The following is a 17,512-nucleotide window of genomic DNA, read 5'->3' as shown; positions in this document are numbered from 1 at the left end:
TGATGATGGTGACCAATTGCATACGTTGCAGCGACCAAGTGTTGGCAACGACCGAACTGAGCCCCGGCCTAAAGGCCGATAGCTGTGCCCAATGCCACGGTAGCTGGCTGGCCATGGAGGGCTGGCGCAGCTGGCGTGCCAGACGCCAGCTTGTGGGCAAGCCCGAACCGGTGGTGGTGGGTGGCGAGGATGTCGCCGCCGAGGTGGCGCAGGCGGCGGCCTGCCCGCACTGCCAACGTTTGATGAACCGCCTGCGGGTGGCGGCCGGGCTGCCGTTCCGGCTGGACCATTGCGCTGCCTGCCAGCATGTCTGGCTGGATGGGAATGAGTGGGCTGCCCTGAGCCAGTATGGCTACGATGGCGTGCTGGATGAGGTGGTGTCAGCGCAGTGGCAGCGACGGGTGCGCGAGGCGGAGGCTGTGGCCCACCGGGAATCGGCCTGGCGCAGCCGCTTGGGCGAGGCGGTCTACCAGGAAGCTGTGCGGCTGAGGCAGTGGCTCGACAGCCAGCCCAACCGTGCCGAGCTGTTGGCCTACCTGAGCCGCGATGACAGCAAGAACCATTGATCCAGAAACCGCGCAGGGCGGCAAGGCTGCCCTGCGCCATGATTGAGTACCGATGCAGACCACAGACCAAGAAACCGACCTGCAGGTGGCGGAGAGCGGCGGCTATGAGCTGGTAAAGGGCCGCCTGGCCAAGCAGGGCCGCGAGTTGGAGGGCAAGACCGAGGCGCTCAATACGGCACGCCTGGCCGAGTTTGGCGAATCCAGGCTGGCCCTGGCTGCCAGGGTGCGGGCCCGGACCGAAAGCAATTGCACCGCCCGCGACATCGTCCGGGTGGGCGATACCCTGCTGTTTGGCTACAACGTGTTCCTGGGGCTGAAACAGGAGACCCGCATCAGCGATGTGTTCGGCCTCTACCGTCTGGCAGAGTCGGCCGATGGCCCCGAGCTGGAGGCACTGCCGCTGGCGGACAGCCTGCTGGCTGACGCTCGCTTCGAGCAGGATTTTCGCGAGCTGTATGGCTATTACAAGGAGGCCAGCCTGCTGCAACTGCGGCTGGTCAATGGCAAGCTGCTGGCGGCATTCAAGACCGGCCCCAGCATGCAGAACCTGCGGGTGTTCCGCTGGGAGCTGGCGGTCGATGGCAGTGCCAGTTACATCGACAATCGCGGTGAGCGCGATATGGCTCTGCCACCCAGCCATGATTTTGAGTGGCAGGCCACCACCCGTGAGCAGCATGTGCTGGGGCGCCATCCTCACGTCAATGTTCTCGATACCGTGTTTGTCGAGACGGTGGGGGGCGACCTGACCATCAAGGTGGAAAACAATACCGAGACCGGCCTGGGCATCTATAGCGAGCCGGTGGAGGACAGCACCCAATCCCTGATGGATGCCGACATCCAGTACGCCCGCGCGGGCGGCGTGCTGCTGCTGAAGATACGGCCATACCGGGAGGCTGCTTACCGTTACCTGGTCTTCAACCCCCGTACCCGCTCGGTGCAGCGTATCGATGCCCTGGGCCAGGCCTGCATCAGCCTGCCCGAGGATCAGGGCATCATCTTCCCCGGCGGCATCTACTTGGCCAGCGGCGAGTACAAGGACTTCGGCCCTGACTGCGCCGGCATGGGATTCGACCGGCTTATCCGCTCGCCCAATGGCGAGGATGTGCTGTATGTCTTCTGCAATCTGGAGGCGGGCCGCTACGGTCTGTTTCCTTACAACCTGATACACAAGCGCCTGGCCAATCCCATCGTCGGCCATGGTTATGCCCTGTATGCCGATGGGCGCATGCTGGCGTTTTCGGTCGATGCCGACGAACCGGTCAGGCTGCATCCCATGCAGCTGTGGGATACGCCTTTTCATACCGACGAGCATGCGGCTGGCGCGACAGAGAAGCAGAGCTTTCTGGGCAAGCTGGGCAATGGCGAGCTGGTGCGCGGCATTGCCGAGCTGTTTGGGCTGGCCCGCGCCGCACAGGCATCGGCCCCGGCACGCGCCATGTATGAAGACCTGGAAAAGCGTGCGCGCCGCGTGGTGGATGGCTATTTCTGGCTGACCACACCGGAAGTCGATCTGGCGGAGGGCCTGAAACAGCTGGCCCATACAGCCAGACTGATGCTGGACGAGTTCGACAAGGTTGAGCAATACCGCCGCACGGCCGCACAGGCCATCGCCGAGGCTGAGGCCAATCAGGCGGCACTGGTGGCCGAGATCAAGCGCACTATCTGGCAGCACCCGCGCCAATTTACCGAGTTGCTGGATCGCCTGCGGCAGGCAAGAGGCAAGCTGCTGACGCTGAAAGACCTGCGTTATATCGATACGGCCCGGATTGCCGAGCTGGATGCCATCCTGGCACGCGAGCAGGACCTGCTGGGCGAAGGGGCGGTGCGCTTCCTGTCGGAGCCGGCAGCATTGGCGGCGTTTGATGCCCAACTGGCCGAGATTGCCAGCAAGGTGCCGGGTGCGGCTACCGTTGCACAGCTGGCGCCGCTGCTGAGCGCGCTGGACGATGTGGGTGACAGCCTGGATCTGCTGACCGAAACCCTGGGGGCGCTCAAGGTGGGCGACGCAGTGCTGCGCACGCGGTTGCTGGATGCCATTTCCACGGTTTATGCCAGGGTCAACCAGTTGCGTGCCGAGGCCGGCAACCGCAAGAAGCAGTTGGGTGTGGCCGAGGCCCAGGCGGAATTCGGTGCCCAGCTCAAGCTGTTTGGTCAGAGCCTGGACAATGGCCTCAACCTGGCGGCAACGCCGGAAGCCTGCGATGAGCAATTGGCCAGGCTGGTGGGTCAGCTGGAGGAGCTGGAAGGCCGCTTTGGCGAGCATGAGGCCTTCCTGGGCGATATCCTGGGCAAGCGCGAGGCGGTATTCGAGGCCTTTGAAGCCAAGCGCCAGGGCCTGTTGGCAGAGCGGCAGCAGAAACTCGGCAGCCTGAAGGCGGCGGCAGACCGGCTGGCGGCCGGCATCGCCAAGAAGATAGGCAAGTTCGCCGATGCCACTGCGCTGCAGACCTATTTCGCGGCCGACCAATTGGTACTCAAGCTGCGTGAATTGATCGCCAGCCTGCGTGGCGCGGGCGACAACGTCAGTGCCGACCAGTTGGAAGGGCAGCTCAAGTCGGCCCAGGATCAGTCGGTGCGCGCCTTGCGCGATCAGGCTGACATCTTTGAGGATGGCGGCAAGCTGATACGGCTGGGCAAGCATCGATTCAGTGTCAGCCAGCAGGCGCTGGAGCTGGCATTGGCTGTGCGGGACGACACGCTATGTGTCCACCTCAGTGGGACAGACTATACCGAACCGGTTGCAGATGACCGGCTGGCCGGGCTGCGCCCCTTTTGGGGGCTGGCACTGCCATCCGAGAGCCCGGATGTGTACCGTGCAGAATTCCTGGCCTGGCAGCTGCTGCGCGCGGCGGAGCAGGGGCGCGAGGGCCTGAGTAATAACCAGTTGGATGTGGCTGCGCTGGAAGGCACCCTGTTGCAGAAGGTGCAGACCTTTGCTGCCCCCCGCTATCAGGAGGGTTACCAGAAGGGCGTGCATGACGAGGATGCCAGCCGCCTGCTGGCGGACTTGCTACCCATGCGCACAGCCGCCGGTACACTGGCCATCCCGCCCCGGATCCGGGCTGTTGCCCAGTTGTTCTGGGCCAGCCTGGACGAGGCCCATCAACATGCCCTGGCCTTGCGTGCGCGTCAGGCCAGCTTGCTGCTGGGCGAGTTCGACGAGCGCGGCGCCCAGCAGCAGTTGGTGGCTGAACTGGCCGAACAGCTGGAGCGTTGGCAGCAGCAGGCAGGCTTTGAGGCGGCCGACCAACTGCCGGCTGCCGTGCTGGTGGCCAGCTACCTTGCCGAGGAGCTAGGCCAGACAGTGCTGCAGTTTGTGCTCTCGGCAGCGGCTGACGACCTGGCGCAGGCTTTTGTGCGCACCCTGACCGAGCGCGGCCATTTTGGCGACTGGCGCGATGCCTTGGGGCATGCAGGCCTGGCACAGCGTTGGCGTGCGGTGCAGTCCTGGTTGCAGGGCTATGTCCGGCGCCATGGCGGCTCTGCCCATTTTGTGGCTGAGGCCGCTGCCGTACTGCTGGCTGATCTGCCCAGGCAGCGCGTCAACGCTGTGCTGGAGGTGGAGGTGACAGGTTTGCTGGGCCAGCATCCCCGCCTGCAGGACGGCCGCTTGCGGCTGACCCTGGATGATTTCGCCCAGCGCCTGCGCCACCATGTGGAGCAGGTGTTGCCAGGCTTCGAGCAGTACCAGGCACTGCGTGGCGAACTGCTGGGACGTGAGCGGGAGCGGCTGCGTTTGAAGGATTTCCAGGCCAAGCCGCTGAGCAGCTTTGTGCGCAACAAGCTGATCTCGGAAGTCTATCTGCCTCTGGTAGGTGCGAACTTTGCCAAGCAGATAGGGACGGTAGGCGATAGCCGCCGGGTGGACCAGATGGGCTTGCTGCTGCTGATATCACCGCCAGGCTATGGCAAGACCACCTTGATGGAATATCTGGCCAACCGCTTGGGGCTGGTATTCGTGCGTATCAACTGCCCTTCGCTGGGGCACGAGGTCAGCTCGCTCGACCCGGCTGATGCACCTGATGTCACCGCCAGGCAGGAGCTGGAAAAGCTGAATCTGGCGCTGGTGATGGGCAATAACGTGATGCTCTACCTGGACGACATCCAGCATACCCACCCGGCCTTCCTGCAGAAGTTCATCAGCCTGTGCGATGCTACCCGCCGCATCGACGGCGTATGGAATGGCCAGCCCCGCACCTGTGACCTGCGCGGCAAGAAGTTCGCCATTGTCATGGCAGGTAACCCCTATACCGAGTCGGGCGATGTATTCAAGATTCCCGATATGCTGGCCAACCGGGCGGACATCTACAATCTGGGCGATGTGCTGGGCGGCAAGGAGGAGTTGTTTGCCCTCAGCTATATCGAGAACTGCCTGACCAGCAACCCGGCACTGGCGCCGCTGGCCAACCGTGACCCGGATGACTTGCATCGCTTTCTGCGCATGGCGGCCGGTGAAGAGATACCGCCGTCGGCGCTTTCCCATCCCTACGGCCAGGCCGAGATCAGTGAGATCGTAGGGGTGTTGCAGCGCTTGTTACGCTTGCGCGATACGGTGATGAAGGTCAACGCCAGCTATATCGCCTCGGCCGCCCAGGCTGATGCCTATCGCACAGAGCCAGCCTTCAAGCTGCAGGGTAGCTACCGCAATATGGCCAAGCTGGCAGAAAAGGTGAATGCCCTGCAGAGCGAAGCCGAACTGGCCCAGTTGTTGGCTGACCACTACCAGGGCGAGGCGCAGACGTTGACCGCCGGTGCCGAGGAAAACCTGCTGCGCTTGGCTGAGCTGCGTGGTGGCATGTCTGCCGCCGAAGCGGAGCGTTGGGCCCAGATCAAGCGTGATTACCAGCATATCAAGCGTACCGGTGGCGACGAGGCCGATGGCGCCAGCAAGCTGGCTACCCAGCTGTCGCATATCACCGGGCAGTTGGGCGAGATACACCTAGCCCTGCAGGCCGGCCACGCCCCGCAATGGGCCGAGGGCGTGCAGGCCGCCCTGGCTGGCCTGGGCGCAGCCATGGCGGCGCAGCAGACCACGGTGCAGGTGGCTCCGCCAGACCTGGGGGATTTGTCCGAAACGGTCAAGCGCATGGCGCAATCGTTCGATACCGGGCTGGTGCCGGTGGTCAGCGCCATGAACCACAAGATAAGGCTGGACCACGATATATGGGACAGGGTGCAACTGCTCAACGAACAGTTACAGGCCATCGCCAGCAAGGTAGGCGCCGGCAAGCTGCAGCTGAAGCCACGCAGCAGCGAGCCACCGCCCGCTACCGATGAAATACCGATTTGACGGCACATATTGCCGACCCAGACTAAACCCCCTACCTAAAAGGAAGAAACATGAGTCAAGACGAAGCACGCGATTACCTGGAAATGAGCTTTCGATCCATCAGCTGCTTTGGCAACGATGGCAAGCTGGACCTAGCCGAGTTCGACCAGATACTGACCATCGCCTTGCGCGACGGTAAGTTGGACGACAACGAGAAGCGGGTACTGGCCCGTATCATCAGCCTGCTGCAGCCGGGCGAGGCCGCGGAGCTGGCACCGAGGGTTGCGCAATTGAAGGCGCTATACGACATCTAGACGCTGTGTCGCCCTTGCTACGAAGCAGGAAGCCTGCGCCTGAGTGGTAGTAAAACGGCAACGCGGAGAGTTTCCGGTAAGTAGTTTGACGGCAATTCCCTACACGGTGTGAATCGCAGACAACGTGAGCCGGCTGCGATGGAATGCGAGCCCAGTTGCAGCGCATGTGCGTCCGCGCTGCTGGCTGGGCGCTGTGAATTTGAGCCGGGCGGTACGTCGAATACCAGTCCGGCCAGGTTCAAGCTTTATCTGCCCGTATCAAGAGACTTTTGCGCCTTTGCGCCGTGCCCGCCAACGCTTGGCAGCAAACCAGGGAGCCAGTACCCAGGGGAATGCCGCGTAAGCCAATAGGCGCAGCCGCACCGCTAGCGGCACGCCTGGTGTGGTGACAAACAGGCGCAGGCGCTGAGCCTGATTGCCGGCGGTGAGCATGTCGTGGATAAAGCCTTCGCGGCGCAGCTTGGCGGCAAAGGCACTGGCCACAGCCGCTTCCTGCCCAGCCAGTTGCGCTGCTTGCAACAGGAGGGGAATCTCGACCAAGGCGCCACGCGCGCCGCGCAGCAGGCGACGGGCCACGTCAGCAGCGCTAAGGCTTGCTTGCTTGGCTGAATAGCCGCCGCGTCGGTAACGCACCAGCGGCTGATCAAGCGTGATGGCGCCACCGCCGACGATGGCACGGAACACCATCACCAGATCTTCGTAGACCACCCCACTGGGTAGCCCGCCATGCCGATCGAACAAGCGCCGGGTCCAGGCCTGGGCAGCGCCGATAACCAAGGGTGGCCGCGCTAGCCAGTCGGCGGCATTGCGGTAAGTGGCCAACTGATCGGGGCTAATGCTCTCCTGCCTGCTGCCGTCCGCATCCATGGCAATCAGACTGCCAGCGATCAGATCGGGCCGGCACCCTGCCGCCACCCAGGCGGAGGCACAAAGACTGGCCCGCTGCGGTAGCGACACATCGTCGCCGGCTGCTACCAGCAGGAGTTCACCGCTACTGAGTCGCGTTGCTCTATCCAGATGTGCGCCTATGCCCAGATTGCTGGGATTGCGGTTCAGCACGATGCGGTGTGGGCCACGGTAGTCACGCACCGCCTGCTGCATGAGCTGCCAGGTCTCGTCGCTGGAGGCGTCATCCGACAGGATGATTTCCAGATTCGCGTAGTCTTGGGCCAAAGCGCCTGCGATCGCATCGGCAATGGTGCCGGCCTGATTGTAGGCAATCAGCAGCATCGAGAGGCGAGGTGTACCGTCCGCCATCAACGGTAAACCCAGTCACCGCCTCGGCGATCCATATGCAGGGTCATGCCGTGTGCGGTCAGTTCGGCATTCCGCCATTGCCGCTCGCGCTGGCGGCGCTGATGTTTGAACCGTTGGCGGCCCAGCCAGCTGAGCCCCAACTTGCCATACAGATAGCGGTGATCGCCAAACTCCCTCACGCCTTGTTCCAGCTTCATGGCCTTCTGGGTGATGGAGCCATAATGGTGCAGCACGGCATCGCCCACCATGGCCATCGCCACGCCATGGCGGCGGCAGCGAAACAGAAACTCGGTATCCTCGCGACCGCCCAGATCACGGTCGGTATCGAAAAAGCCCAGGCGATGGAACACTTGGCGTCGCACGGCAAAGCAGACACCATGGAAGAAGTTTTCGCGCTGCTGGCCGGCCATCTCGTGGCCGAAGCGCTCACTGAAGGCGGTCAGGTCATAATCCAGCTCACCTTCGACCAAAGCCGGGCTCACTACGTCCAGCCCCTTGCGTTCGGCAGCGGCCAGGCTGCGCCCGATGGCGTCGTGACCAAACACCACATCGTTGTTCAGCAACACCACCCATGGGCTGTCGCCCACCAAGGCACCCTGAGTCCAGGCCCCGCCGCAGCCCAGATTGACCGGATTACGCAGGCTGGGCAGGTCTGGACGGCTGTCCAGCCAGGCCGGCGTGCCGTCGGTGCTGCCGTTGTCGATAATCAGCAGTGTGCTTGGGGCGACCCCTTGTGCCAGGAGTGTGTCCACGCATTGCTGGGTGTATTGCAGCTGATTGAGGACGGGAATAACGATTTGGTAGTGCATAGACGCTCAGCAATCGCGACCGGCCCAGCCCAGGCAGAGGAACAGGCAGACCAGGTACAGGTTGAAAATGCCACCATAGATGAGCGTAGTCTCGCTCAGCCCTAGCAGTACCAGCAGCAGGATGATGGCCCGTGCCCCCCGGGCGGCAGCGGCTTGCGCCGGATTGGCGGCTTCGAGCCGGCGGCTGGCCCGCCATGCATAATACAGGAGCGCCATCAGCCCCAGCATACTGGCTAGCCCCCCCGTCACCCAGGCATGCAGAAATTCATTGTGGGCATGGGTGTGTTGGGCCATGGCAGCCGGCCAGCGACCTTGCTCGACCCCGGTGCGCATCAGCGCCACGAAGCCATCGGGGCCTACGCCCAGCCATGGATGGGTCAAGATACTCTCGGCGCTGGCCCGCCACATCTCAAAGCGCATGCCCACGGAGGTGACGACGTCGCCGTTATGGTAGCGAGCCAGGTCGTTAAACAGGCTTTGCCAACGATCCTGCACCAAGGGGGAAAAGCCGGTGACCAGGGCCAGCAATAGCCCGCCCAGCACGATTCCGCCTACGCGTTGCTCGCGCCGCAAAGATGCCAGTAACAGCACAACAATGGTGATCCAGGCCATGCGTGACGATGAGAACAGGGCCGCTACGATGCCGCCGATGAGCCCAAGCCACAACAGCGAACGTCGCCAGCCCCGCTGCCAGTGTGCAGGTCTTGCCAACCAGGGCAGGAGACCAAAGATGGCGCCCAGCGCACCGACGATATTGTGAAAGTACACGCCCTGAGCCCTTGGTAAACCTTGCACCAAGGCCTGCCAAGCGCTTTGCGCACCAAGGATGATGGCGGCCACGCAACAAGCCAGCCACAAGGCGTCGGAACTGATACGTAGCCGCCGAGCAAGGAGCAGCAAGGCGCAGCTGAGCAGCAAACGCAGCGCATCCATAGCCGGAGCACTGGCTTGCCAGTTGACCGCCAGCACCAAATACCAGCTAGCGAGGGCTCCAGCCGCCAGCATGGGGGCATGGTCGGGCGGGTCAAGCAAGCCCAGCATGCGTCGGGGTTGTGCAAGGCATAGCCCTAGGGCGATACAGGCAAGCAAGACCAGTCCGACCCGGCTGTTGGCGCTGAGCGGCATGGCGGCGACAAAACTGAACAGCGCCAGCGTAGCCGTGCCGGCAAGTGCTTGAGAGGAGAAGGCGTGCAATCGGGAGGGAGCGTGCGCAGATTGGGGCTGCACCGGCTGAGTTGGGTGTTCCGTTATAGGCATGAGGCGGGATGGAATCGCAAGGAATACGCGCCACCGGCTGGCGGACCGCGATGTGTGCCAGGGGGCACGACGCTAAGACACGGACTGGCGTGCAGTCTACCATCGACCTGCGGGGCATGTCTTTTGCCAGTTATCTCATGCGGCAGTCTGGATTTGATGTTTAAGTGTTTGATTTTTATGGGTTGCTTAAGGGGGTGTCCGTATTGAATATGTCGACCAGGCCGGTGTAAGGGCTCGCGCTTGCGCTTCAAATGACCGGATCAGCAGTCACTGCGAGGCATTAGCCGTATCACCGCCGGAGCCAGGGCGATAGGCCGCCCCACTTCTTCGCCTAATTCGCGAATGGCGCGCAGGGCGGCTTCCACCGGCAGGCTTTCCAGGCAGTCGCTGACGAGGCCATCGCCACAGCCGGCGCGGAAGCAGGGTCGGCATAAATACTCGGGTGCGGCCACTATCCGATGGGGAACATGCCAAGGCCGCCATTTGCACTCACCGGTTGGGCCGAAGATGGCTACGGTCGGTGTGCCCAGCGCCGCAGCCATATGCATGGGGGCGGAATCCAGCCCGAACCATAGCTTGGCATCGGCGATCAGCGCACCAAGCTGCTTGAGTGTGAGCTTGCCACTCAAATCCAAAACGGGGCGCTGCAAGCGGGCATTGATCGCGTGGATCATCGCCATTTCGTCCGCGCTGGGGCTGGCGCTGAGCACTACCTGCTCGCCGGCAGCTGTGAGGGTGTCGATCACCGCGGCCATCTTCTCGGCTGACCAGGCTTTGAACATCCAGCGCGAGGTGGGGTGGACGTGGATATACCCTCCAGGTGCAAGGCCGGCTTCAGCCAATAAGGCGCGGACGCTCGCTACTGTTTCAGGCTCCAGCGCCAGGGTCAGCCGGCGGCTGGCTTCGGTGGGTTGCACCCCAATGTGGCGCACGGCATCGAGGTGCACCTCGATCATATGCCGCTCGCCTTGCAATTCGAAATAGCGATGGGTGAAGCTTTTGCGCCAGAAGCGGTCGGGCAGGGCATCGGGTGCCACCGACACGCGTGGCCGCAGCAATCGTACCAGCCAGGCACCGCGCCTGCGTTTGGTCAGGTGTACCACCAGATCATATTCGCGAGCCCGTAGCGCCCTTAGCAGCTGCCATTCCGCCCTCAGCCAACCCAAAAGCCCATAGGCCTTGTGCCCCTTACGGGTAATGCCGAACAGCCGGGACAGCGCTGGATGTCCGGCCAGCATGGGCTTGGTTTCTTCAAAGACCAAGGCATCCACCTCCACGCCCGCTGCAGCCAGGGTGCTGATCACCGGACTGGTCAGTAGCACATCACCATGATGCTGAAGCTTGATGACGAGGGCGCGGCGGTAAGGAGGGGCGGTCAAGGGGAGGTCTCGCTGGATGGGGTAGTGCCGGGGGCGGGTACATTGCCAGGCCCGCCAGGTCTGAACGGCAGTCCACCGTGAGCTGATGCGTATGGCCGTGGATACGGCAATAAATGTCTTTCAGTTGCATGGCGTTGATCAGCAAGAGAAAGGGGTGCTACGCAAGCGCTTGCGGCGGGAGGCGTTCTTGTCGTGGGTTGAGCTCAGCTCGATGACAATATCAACATTGCTCTCTGTCCAAACATTTGTGGATACGCATTTCCCATCCCCAACGACCGATCAGGTTGTTATTGCCCCGCAGAGAACCTCGCCTGCCATTGCCTCAATCGATCCGCAATAACTTGCGCCAGGTTCGCCGTTGGGCGCGCCAAGACATCGTGACTATGCACATTTTGGCAGAATTGATACAGGTCTGAAAAGCGGGCCGCTGCCGATTCAGTAGCCAGCGTCTTGGGGGAGAGTCCCAAGGAAAGGCCCTGCGGCTTCTGAAAACGGTCAAACCAAGCTTACATCTCGGTAGGCGTCGGCATCTCCACGGCCAGTCGCAACTGGAAGGTCCGTCACGCTGGCCGAAAAGGTGCACATCAGCCCGGCGAGTCCAGCAAAGCTGGCGCCGGGGATTGCGTAGTTGCAGGCGCTTTAGGACGTGTAGACGCTGTGTAGCCCTTGCTACGAAGCAGGAAACCTACGCCGGTGCGCAACAAAGCCCGCTCTCATGCGGGCTTTGTTGCGCTTGGGTGGTAGAAAAACGGCAAAGCAGAGGATTTTCCTTTATGTAGTTCGACTACAATTCCCTACACGGTGTGAGTCCTTTACTCTCGCTATCGCACCGTAGCATCCCCACCGACACGAGACTCGCCATGGCCCTTTACGACAACGCCGCTGCCAAAGACCTGCCGCTGGAGCAGGATCTCGATCTGCTTGCCCGCCTGCTGGCCGATACCATACGGACCGAAACCGGCGAGGACACCTTGAAACAGATTGAGGCGGTGCGCGAGCTGGCTGTGCGTTTTGTCTGGGAGGCGGACTCCACAGCGGCAGACGAACTGGCCACCACCCTGGCTACCCTGTCGCATGACAACACCGTGGCCTTGGCACGGGCATTCAGCTATTTCTCGCATCTCTCCAATATTGCAGAAGACCTGCATCACAATCGCCGCCGCCGTTACCACCGCATGCAAGGCAGCCAGCCGCAGCGTGGCAGCCTGGCGCACTCGCTGGATGCGCTGGTGGCGCGCGGTATCTCGGCCGAGGCCATCAAGAATATGGTGGCCGCTACCCTGATTGCGCCGGTGCTGACGGCGCACCCCACCGAAGTACAGCGCAAGACCCAGCTCGATTGCGAGCGCACCATCGCCCGTACCCTGACTATGCGGGATCGGCAGGCCTTGACGCCGGAGGAGCTGGAAGAGAATCAGATCGCGCTGCAGCGGGTGGTGCTGACGCTATGGCAGACCCGCGAAATCCGGGCGTTCAAGCTGTCGGTCAAGGACGAGATCGAGAATGGGCTGAGTTATTTCCGTTCGACCTTCCTGAAGCAGCTGCCGCGCATCTATATCGAGCTGGAGGACAGGCTTTCCGCGCTGACGGGTGCGCCGGTGACCTTGCCGACCTTTATGCATGTGGGTTGCTGGATAGGCGGTGACCGCGACGGCAACCCCTTTGTGACCCCGGAGGTGACCCTGCATGCGGTGGCCCGCCAGGCGGCCGTGGCGTTTGATTTCTATTTTGAGGAAGCCACCAAGCTGGAGGGCGAGCTGAGCCTGTCGTCCCGCCTGGTGACGGTGAGCGAGGCGGTGCGGCTGATTGCGGCGGGCTCGCCCGACCAGCCCATCAGCCGGGCAGAAGAACCCTACCGGCAGGCCATGGCGGCGATACGCCAGCGCATCCTGGCGACGGCCCACCTGCTGGGCAAGTTCCGGGGCGAGATACTGCCATTCGAAGGGGCGGCTCCCTATGCCTGCGCCGCCGACCTGGTTGCTGATCTGCAGGCCATTGCCACGTCGCTGGCCAGCCATGGCTCTGCCCTGCTGGCCAGTGGCCGGCTGCGCCGGCTGATACGGGCGGTCACGGTGTTTGGCTTTCATCTGGCACCCTTGGACATGCGCCAGCACAGCGGCGTGCATGAGCGCTTGGTGGCCGAGCTGTTCCAGAAGGCAGGGCTGGAGGACTACCTGGCACTGGATGAGGCTGCGCGGCGTACCGTGCTGCTGCGTGAGTTGGCCAGTGCCCGTCTGCTGGTGACGCCCTATGTTCAATACAGCGAGGAAACGGCCAAGGAACTGGCCATAGCCCGCACGGCGGCGCAGGTGCATGCCAAATATGGCGCAGCGGCTTTGCCCAACTACATTATCTCCAACGCCACCAGTGTGTCTGACCTGCTGGAGGTGGCGGTGCTGTTGAAGGAGGTTGGCCTGGTGGCGCTGTCGCCCCAGCCTTTTGCCGCCGTCAACATCATTCCGCTGTTCGAGACCATACCTGACCTGCGTGGCAGCGACAGCATTGTCCGCGAGCTGTTCGGCCTGCCTGCCTGGCGCCAGTTGCTGGCCAGCCGTGGCAATGTGCAGGAGATCATGCTCGGCTACTCCGACAGCAATAAGGATGGCGGCTACCTGACCTCCAACTGGGAGCTGTACAAGGCGGAGGTCAAGCTGGTGGAGGTGTTCCGCCAGGCGGGTATACAGATGCGGCTGTTCCATGGCCGTGGTGGTTCGGTGGGCCGTGGTGGTGGCCCCAGCTACGAGGCCATTCTGGCGCAGCCGGCGGGTTCGGTGGCGGGGCAGATACGGATTACCGAGCAGGGCGAAATCATTGCCGCCAAATACTCCGATGCCGAGGTGGGTCGCCGCAACCTGGAAACCCTGTTGGCTGCCACCTTGAGCGCCAGCTTTCCACCCGAGCAGGCATTGCAGGCCGATACGCCGGAGCGGCTGGATCTGCTGGAGCGGCTGTCGGGCATGGCCTACCGTGAGTACCGCGACTTGGTCTATGCCACACCGGAGTTCATTACCTATTTCCGGGAAGCGACGCCGATTTCGGAGATCGCTAAGCTCAATATTGGCAGCCGTCCGGCGGCACGCAAGGCTACCAACAGCATTGCCGATCTGCGCGCCATACCCTGGGTGTTCTCCTGGGCGCAAAGCCGTTTGATGCTGCCAGGCTGGTACGGGTTTGGTACCGCCATCGAGGACTACCGCCGCGAACGCGGTGAAGCGGCGATTGAAGAGCTGGCTGCCCTGTACCGTGACTGGCCCTTCTTCCGGGCCACCATCAGCAATATGGAGATGGTGCTGGCCAAGAGTGACATCCAGATCGCCAGCCGCTATGCCACGCTGGTAAAGGATGCCGATATTGCGGCGCGCATCTTTGGCCGCATCAAGGCTGAATGGCGGCGGGCGGTCGATGCGGTGCTGGCCATCACCGGCCACAAGGAGTTGCTGGGTGATAACCCGCTGCTGGCGCGCAGCCTGAAGAACCGGCTACCCTATCTGGACCCGCTGAACCATATACAGGTGGACCTGATCAAGCGGTTCCGCGAGGGCGACGAGAGCGAGGATGTGCTGTATGCGATACATCTCACCATCAACGGTATTGCGGCCGGCCTGCGCAACAGCGGCTGAGCCGGCTGTGTGCCGGCGGCGTGGGCGCAGCCCGCGCCACCGGTTGAGCATCACCAGGCTGTCAGCCCTTTGGGTGTTGGTGGTGATGGCTGCTTTACCGGCAAGGGCACTGCCTACTGATTTCAACGACAAGGTGGAGTCAGCCCTGCTGTGCCGCTCGGACTGGAGCACGGCGTTCTGGCAAAGCTATTTCGACAAGCACCTGCAGACCAGCATCCGCGATTGGGGCGAGGCACGCTGGTGGAGCTCACAGGGGGCGCAGCTGGGTGGGGCCAGTACGGTGGAAATCTTCACCAATGTCGACACCAGCCGTGCGCTGATGCTGGGGGTGCTGATTGCCCAGCCGGTGGAGGAGGTCAAGCGCACGCTGGAGCAAAACCTCAGGGTGGCTTTCAAACCGGTGCAGACGGTGGATGGACTGCGCTATGTCAGCGATACCCTGTCGGTTCTGGTGGGCACCAACAATCAGCAGACCAAGTGGTACTGCGCCAAATGGAACCTGGGCAACCGCGAGCGGGTGCAGCCGTTGGCACCACAATACTGAGCCGTTGATCCAGTCTGCGGTGCCGTGAGCGGGCGTGTACGGCCTGGTTTCAGGCAGCCTTGCCGAGATTGGGCCAGCGATGCTGTATCAGGGCATCGAGCGACAGCTTGCCTGGGCCGTGGGCCATCAGGCCTGCCAGCAGCAAGCCCCAGACGAGGTGGTGAGTCAAGCCGGCTGCTTGTTCGGGTGTGCCCAGCACATGCCAGTAAGAGACGACTGCCATGAGGTTGACACCGAACAGACCCAGCGCGCCCAGCCGGCCAGCGAGGCCCAGTGCCAGCAGCACAGGGAAGAACAGCTCACCGAAGGTGCCCCCCAGGGCGGCCAGGTTGGGGGGGAGCAGGGGGACGCGGTATTCCTCGGTGAACAGAAAGAGGGTGGTGTCCCAGTCATTCAGCTTGGTCAGACCGGCGGAAAAGAATACCTGGGCGATATACAGGCGGGCAGCCAGATCGGCTACTGGGGCGAACCAGCGGTCTGTCAGGTGGATGGCGCAACGGCCCAGTTGCAGACTACGGGCGAGCAGGGTGTTCACGGTGGTGGGCTTTCATTGAAATCGACGATGACTTGGTCGTGCAACCACTGCTGCAATGACAGTCCGAAATCAAATTCCATGTCTTCATCCATGGCGCACTCCAGTGCTTCGGCCAAGGGGAGCTGGCGGGCACAGGCTGATAGAAAGGCGTGATCGGCAGGCATGAGCCGGCGCACCTGCACCCGGTTACGTGGGTTACGCCAAGCCAGCGCCATTTCACCGCCCTGGTCGGGTGAGGGAAAATCGCCCCCCTCGGGCTGGTGCGCCAGCCACAGACTGGCGACGGGCCAGGGCGAGCGCAGCAGGCTGGCGGATGGGGCCAGTTGAAAATGCAGGCTGCCATGCTGTTCTGCAGGCACGTGGGCCAGGCGCGCCAGATCGAAGGGTGGGCTGTCCTCGGCGTAGTAGGCCAGGTGGCACAGCCAGTCCAGCCGGGCGGCATCGGCCAGGAAGGGTATGTCCTGGGCCGGGGGGAAGTCGCGGATGAAGTCGGCAAAACCGTCACCATAGCGGTTCAGATCGCCCGAGCGGGATGGGGTGGTGCGGGCATAGGCACGGGCCATGCCGCCAAAGAACTCATCGCCCACCAGCTGGCGTACGATGGGATAGGCCTCGGCCAGGGCGTCGGCGCGGTTGAACAGGGTGTTGTTGGCATAGGCGCTGGCACCGTGGGCGCTGGCGCCGAACAGTGCCTGGGCGGCGGCTGCATCGTGCAGGGCTTGGGCAAAACGTCGCTGTAGTTCATCCAGTTTCATGGGCGTACTCCCAGTCTGTCCAGCGCGGCTTGGGCGCGGCCGGTTTCCTGCAGCAGCTCGGCCAGCGGCGGCAACTGGGTGTCACGTTCCAGCAGCACGGGCAGGGGGCCAAAACGGGCCAGTGCGGCGTCAAGCAGATCCCAGACCGCTTCGCGCACGGGGGTGCCATGGGTGTCCAGCCATAGGCCGTCGTCGCGCTCCTCGAAGCCAGCGATATGGATTTCGCCCACGGCATGCAGTGGCAGTGCCGCCAGGGCGGCGTGGGCGCTGCGTCCGAGATTGTGCTCGTTGACATGGAGGTTGTTGAGATCCAGCAGCAGGCCGCAACCGCTGCGGCGGCTCAGCTCGGCCAGGAATTCACCCTCGGGGATGGCATCGTCGACCAGGCTGACATAGGACGACAGGTTCTCGATCAGCAGGGGGCGGCCCAGTGCGTTCTGAGCCCGGTCTATCTGTTCCACCATGAAGTCCAGCGCGGCGGTGCTGTAGGGCAAAGGCAGCAGGTCGTTGTAGCATTCCTCGTCTGTGCGGTTCCAACACAGGTGTTCAGAGATGCTGGCGGGCTCCAGCGCGTCGATCAGGCCGCGAAAACGGTCCAGGTGTCCGGCATTCAACCCCACCGCCGACCCCAGGCCCATGCCCACGCCATGCAGACTGAGCGGGTAGTCTGCCCTTACCCGTTGCAGGGCGGCCAGATTGGCACCGCCGCCAAAATAATTCTCGGGATGCACCTCGAACCAGGCCACGGCGGGGCGGCTGTCTATCACTTCACGGATATGGGGTAGCCGCAGTCCCAGGCCGGCTGCGAGGGGAAGGGAGGTATGCATGGTAGTGGTATGCGCTATGGGCAGTGGCAATGCAAAACGGGCGGTATGACCGCCCGTTGCGTATTCCAGAAGGCCTGGGCTTAGGACTTCTTTTCGCCCGGCTTGGTGCTGCCACCCATTTTTTCGCAAGTACCCTTGGCGACGTACTTCCACTCATTGCTGTCGTTGTCGGTCTTGGATTGGCCGGCGCAGCTGTGGGAGCCGTTGGCGGCGGCGCAGTCATTCTTGCCTGCCTTGGCTACGCCGTAGCATTTTTCCTTGGCGGCCTTGTCGTCGGCCATGGCGCCGGAGGAGAGGCCGAGGGCGATCAGGCTGGTCAGGGCGCCGGCGATCAGAGCTTGCTTCTTGTCCATTTGGGTAACTCCTGTTTGGTGTAACGG

The 17,512-nt window shown here is 62.9% G+C and carries 13 protein-coding genes; 5 read left to right on the top strand and 8 right to left on the bottom strand.

Going from position 1 to position 17,512, the window contains the following annotated elements:
- The first annotated feature begins 2 nt into the window (after positions 1 to 2).
- Genes V7714_RS14105 through V7714_RS14095 form a run of 3 tightly spaced genes read left to right on the top strand, consistent with a single transcriptional unit; the run spans position 3 to position 6,149 of the window.
- Entirely contained in the window at positions 3 to 566 is a 564-nt protein-coding gene (locus V7714_RS14105) for a hypothetical protein (RefSeq protein WP_335710315.1), read from the top strand.
- 52 nt (positions 567 to 618) lie between these two features.
- Complete coding sequence (locus V7714_RS14100) at positions 619 to 5,856, top strand: DNA repair ATPase (protein WP_335710314.1); 5,238 nt, start codon at positions 619 to 621, stop codon at positions 5,854 to 5,856.
- 50 nt (positions 5,857 to 5,906) lie between these two features.
- Positions 5,907 to 6,149: a hypothetical protein gene (locus V7714_RS14095; protein WP_335710313.1), complete on the top strand. Its 243-nt coding sequence runs from the start codon at positions 5,907 to 5,909 to the stop codon at positions 6,147 to 6,149.
- A 258-nt stretch (positions 6,150 to 6,407) separates the two neighbouring features.
- Here V7714_RS14095 and V7714_RS14090 read toward each other — a convergent pair whose 3' ends face one another.
- The 4 genes from V7714_RS14090 to rfaQ form a co-directional block, all read right to left on the bottom strand.
- Positions 6,408 to 7,406, bottom strand: coding sequence for a glycosyltransferase family 2 protein (locus tag V7714_RS14090; RefSeq protein ID WP_335710312.1), 999 nt, complete (start codon positions 7,404 to 7,406; stop codon positions 6,408 to 6,410).
- The gene (locus V7714_RS14085) at positions 7,406 to 8,215 is read right to left on the bottom strand and encodes a glycosyltransferase family 2 protein (RefSeq protein WP_335710311.1); all 810 of its coding nucleotides are present in this window, start codon (positions 8,213 to 8,215) and stop codon (positions 7,406 to 7,408) included. The genes V7714_RS14090 and V7714_RS14085 overlap by 1 nt, the downstream gene beginning before the upstream one ends.
- 6 nt (positions 8,216 to 8,221) lie before the next feature.
- The gene (locus V7714_RS14080) at positions 8,222 to 9,409 is read right to left on the bottom strand and encodes an O-antigen ligase family protein (RefSeq protein ID WP_335710310.1); all 1,188 of its coding nucleotides are present in this window, start codon (positions 9,407 to 9,409) and stop codon (positions 8,222 to 8,224) included.
- A 323-nt stretch (positions 9,410 to 9,732) separates the two neighbouring features.
- Complete coding sequence (rfaQ, locus tag V7714_RS14075) at positions 9,733 to 10,851, bottom strand: putative lipopolysaccharide heptosyltransferase III (RefSeq protein WP_335710309.1); 1,119 nt, start codon at positions 10,849 to 10,851, stop codon at positions 9,733 to 9,735.
- A gap of 860 nt (positions 10,852 to 11,711) precedes the next feature.
- Between rfaQ and ppc the strand changes: the two genes are divergently transcribed.
- Together ppc and V7714_RS14065 are read left to right on the top strand one after the other, a co-directional pair.
- Entirely contained in the window at positions 11,712 to 14,471 is a 2,760-nt protein-coding gene (gene ppc / locus V7714_RS14070; protein WP_335710308.1) for a phosphoenolpyruvate carboxylase, read from the top strand.
- Between the two features lie 85 nt (positions 14,472 to 14,556).
- Positions 14,557 to 15,015: a hypothetical protein gene (locus tag V7714_RS14065; RefSeq protein WP_335710307.1), complete on the top strand. Its 459-nt coding sequence runs from the start codon at positions 14,557 to 14,559 to the stop codon at positions 15,013 to 15,015.
- 49 nt (positions 15,016 to 15,064) lie between these two features.
- On the opposite strand, the gene V7714_RS14060 is transcribed toward V7714_RS14065, so the two are convergent.
- The 4 genes from V7714_RS14060 to V7714_RS14045 all read right to left on the bottom strand — a co-directional run bounded on the left by V7714_RS14060 (position 15,065) and on the right by V7714_RS14045 (position 17,485).
- On the bottom strand, positions 15,065 to 15,550 hold the full coding sequence (locus tag V7714_RS14060; RefSeq protein WP_335710306.1) for a DoxX family protein: 486 nt from the start codon (positions 15,548 to 15,550) through the stop codon (positions 15,065 to 15,067).
- Positions 15,547 to 16,305 carry an HvfC/BufC N-terminal domain-containing protein gene (locus V7714_RS14055; RefSeq protein ID WP_335710305.1) on the bottom strand — a complete coding sequence of 253 codons (759 nt, stop codon included), beginning with the start codon at positions 16,303 to 16,305 and terminating at the stop codon, positions 15,547 to 15,549. Before V7714_RS14055 ends, V7714_RS14060 begins: the two co-directional genes overlap by 4 nt.
- Positions 16,302 to 17,132 carry an MNIO family bufferin maturase gene (gene bufB, locus V7714_RS14050; protein ID WP_335710304.1) on the bottom strand — a complete coding sequence of 277 codons (831 nt, stop codon included), beginning with the start codon at positions 17,130 to 17,132 and terminating at the stop codon, positions 16,302 to 16,304. The genes V7714_RS14055 and bufB overlap by 4 nt, the downstream gene beginning before the upstream one ends.
- Before the next feature lie 80 nt (positions 17,133 to 17,212).
- Positions 17,213 to 17,485, bottom strand: coding sequence for a BufA1 family periplasmic bufferin-type metallophore (locus V7714_RS14045; RefSeq protein ID WP_290332274.1), 273 nt, complete (start codon positions 17,483 to 17,485; stop codon positions 17,213 to 17,215).
- Positions 17,486 to 17,512: the final 27 nt, after the last annotated feature.

The organism is Chitinimonas sp. JJ19 (assembly GCF_036961565.1).
Taxonomy (GTDB): domain Bacteria; phylum Pseudomonadota; class Gammaproteobacteria; order Burkholderiales; family Chitinimonadaceae; genus Chitinimonas.
Note: the sequence above shows the minus strand (reverse complement) of the source record. Positions and strands in the feature narration are given on the sequence as shown.

What these genes read in the sequence shown, in the direction of transcription:
- V7714_RS14100 (WP_335710314.1), top strand. Translation starts at nt 619, where the DNA reads ATGCAGACCACAGACCAAGAAACCGACCTGCAGGTGGCGGAGAGCGGC.
- V7714_RS14095 (WP_335710313.1), top strand. Translation starts at nt 5,907, where the DNA reads ATGAGTCAAGACGAAGCACGCGATTACCTGGAAATGAGCTTTCGATCC.
- V7714_RS14045 (WP_290332274.1), bottom strand. Translation starts at nt 17,485, where the DNA reads ATGGACAAGAAGCAAGCTCTGATCGCCGGCGCCCTGACCAGCCTGATC.
- V7714_RS14105 (WP_335710315.1), top strand. Translation starts at nt 3, where the DNA reads ATGATGGTGACCAATTGCATACGTTGCAGCGACCAAGTGTTGGCAACG.
- ppc (WP_335710308.1), top strand. Translation starts at nt 11,712, where the DNA reads ATGGCCCTTTACGACAACGCCGCTGCCAAAGACCTGCCGCTGGAGCAG.
- V7714_RS14090 (WP_335710312.1), bottom strand. Translation starts at nt 7,406, where the DNA reads ATGGCGGACGGTACACCTCGCCTCTCGATGCTGCTGATTGCCTACAAT.
- bufB (WP_335710304.1), bottom strand. Translation starts at nt 17,132, where the DNA reads ATGCATACCTCCCTTCCCCTCGCAGCCGGCCTGGGACTGCGGCTACCC.
- V7714_RS14065 (WP_335710307.1), top strand. Translation starts at nt 14,557, where the DNA reads ATGGCTGCTTTACCGGCAAGGGCACTGCCTACTGATTTCAACGACAAG.
- V7714_RS14085 (WP_335710311.1), bottom strand. Translation starts at nt 8,215, where the DNA reads ATGCACTACCAAATCGTTATTCCCGTCCTCAATCAGCTGCAATACACC.
- V7714_RS14055 (WP_335710305.1), bottom strand. Translation starts at nt 16,305, where the DNA reads ATGAAACTGGATGAACTACAGCGACGTTTTGCCCAAGCCCTGCACGAT.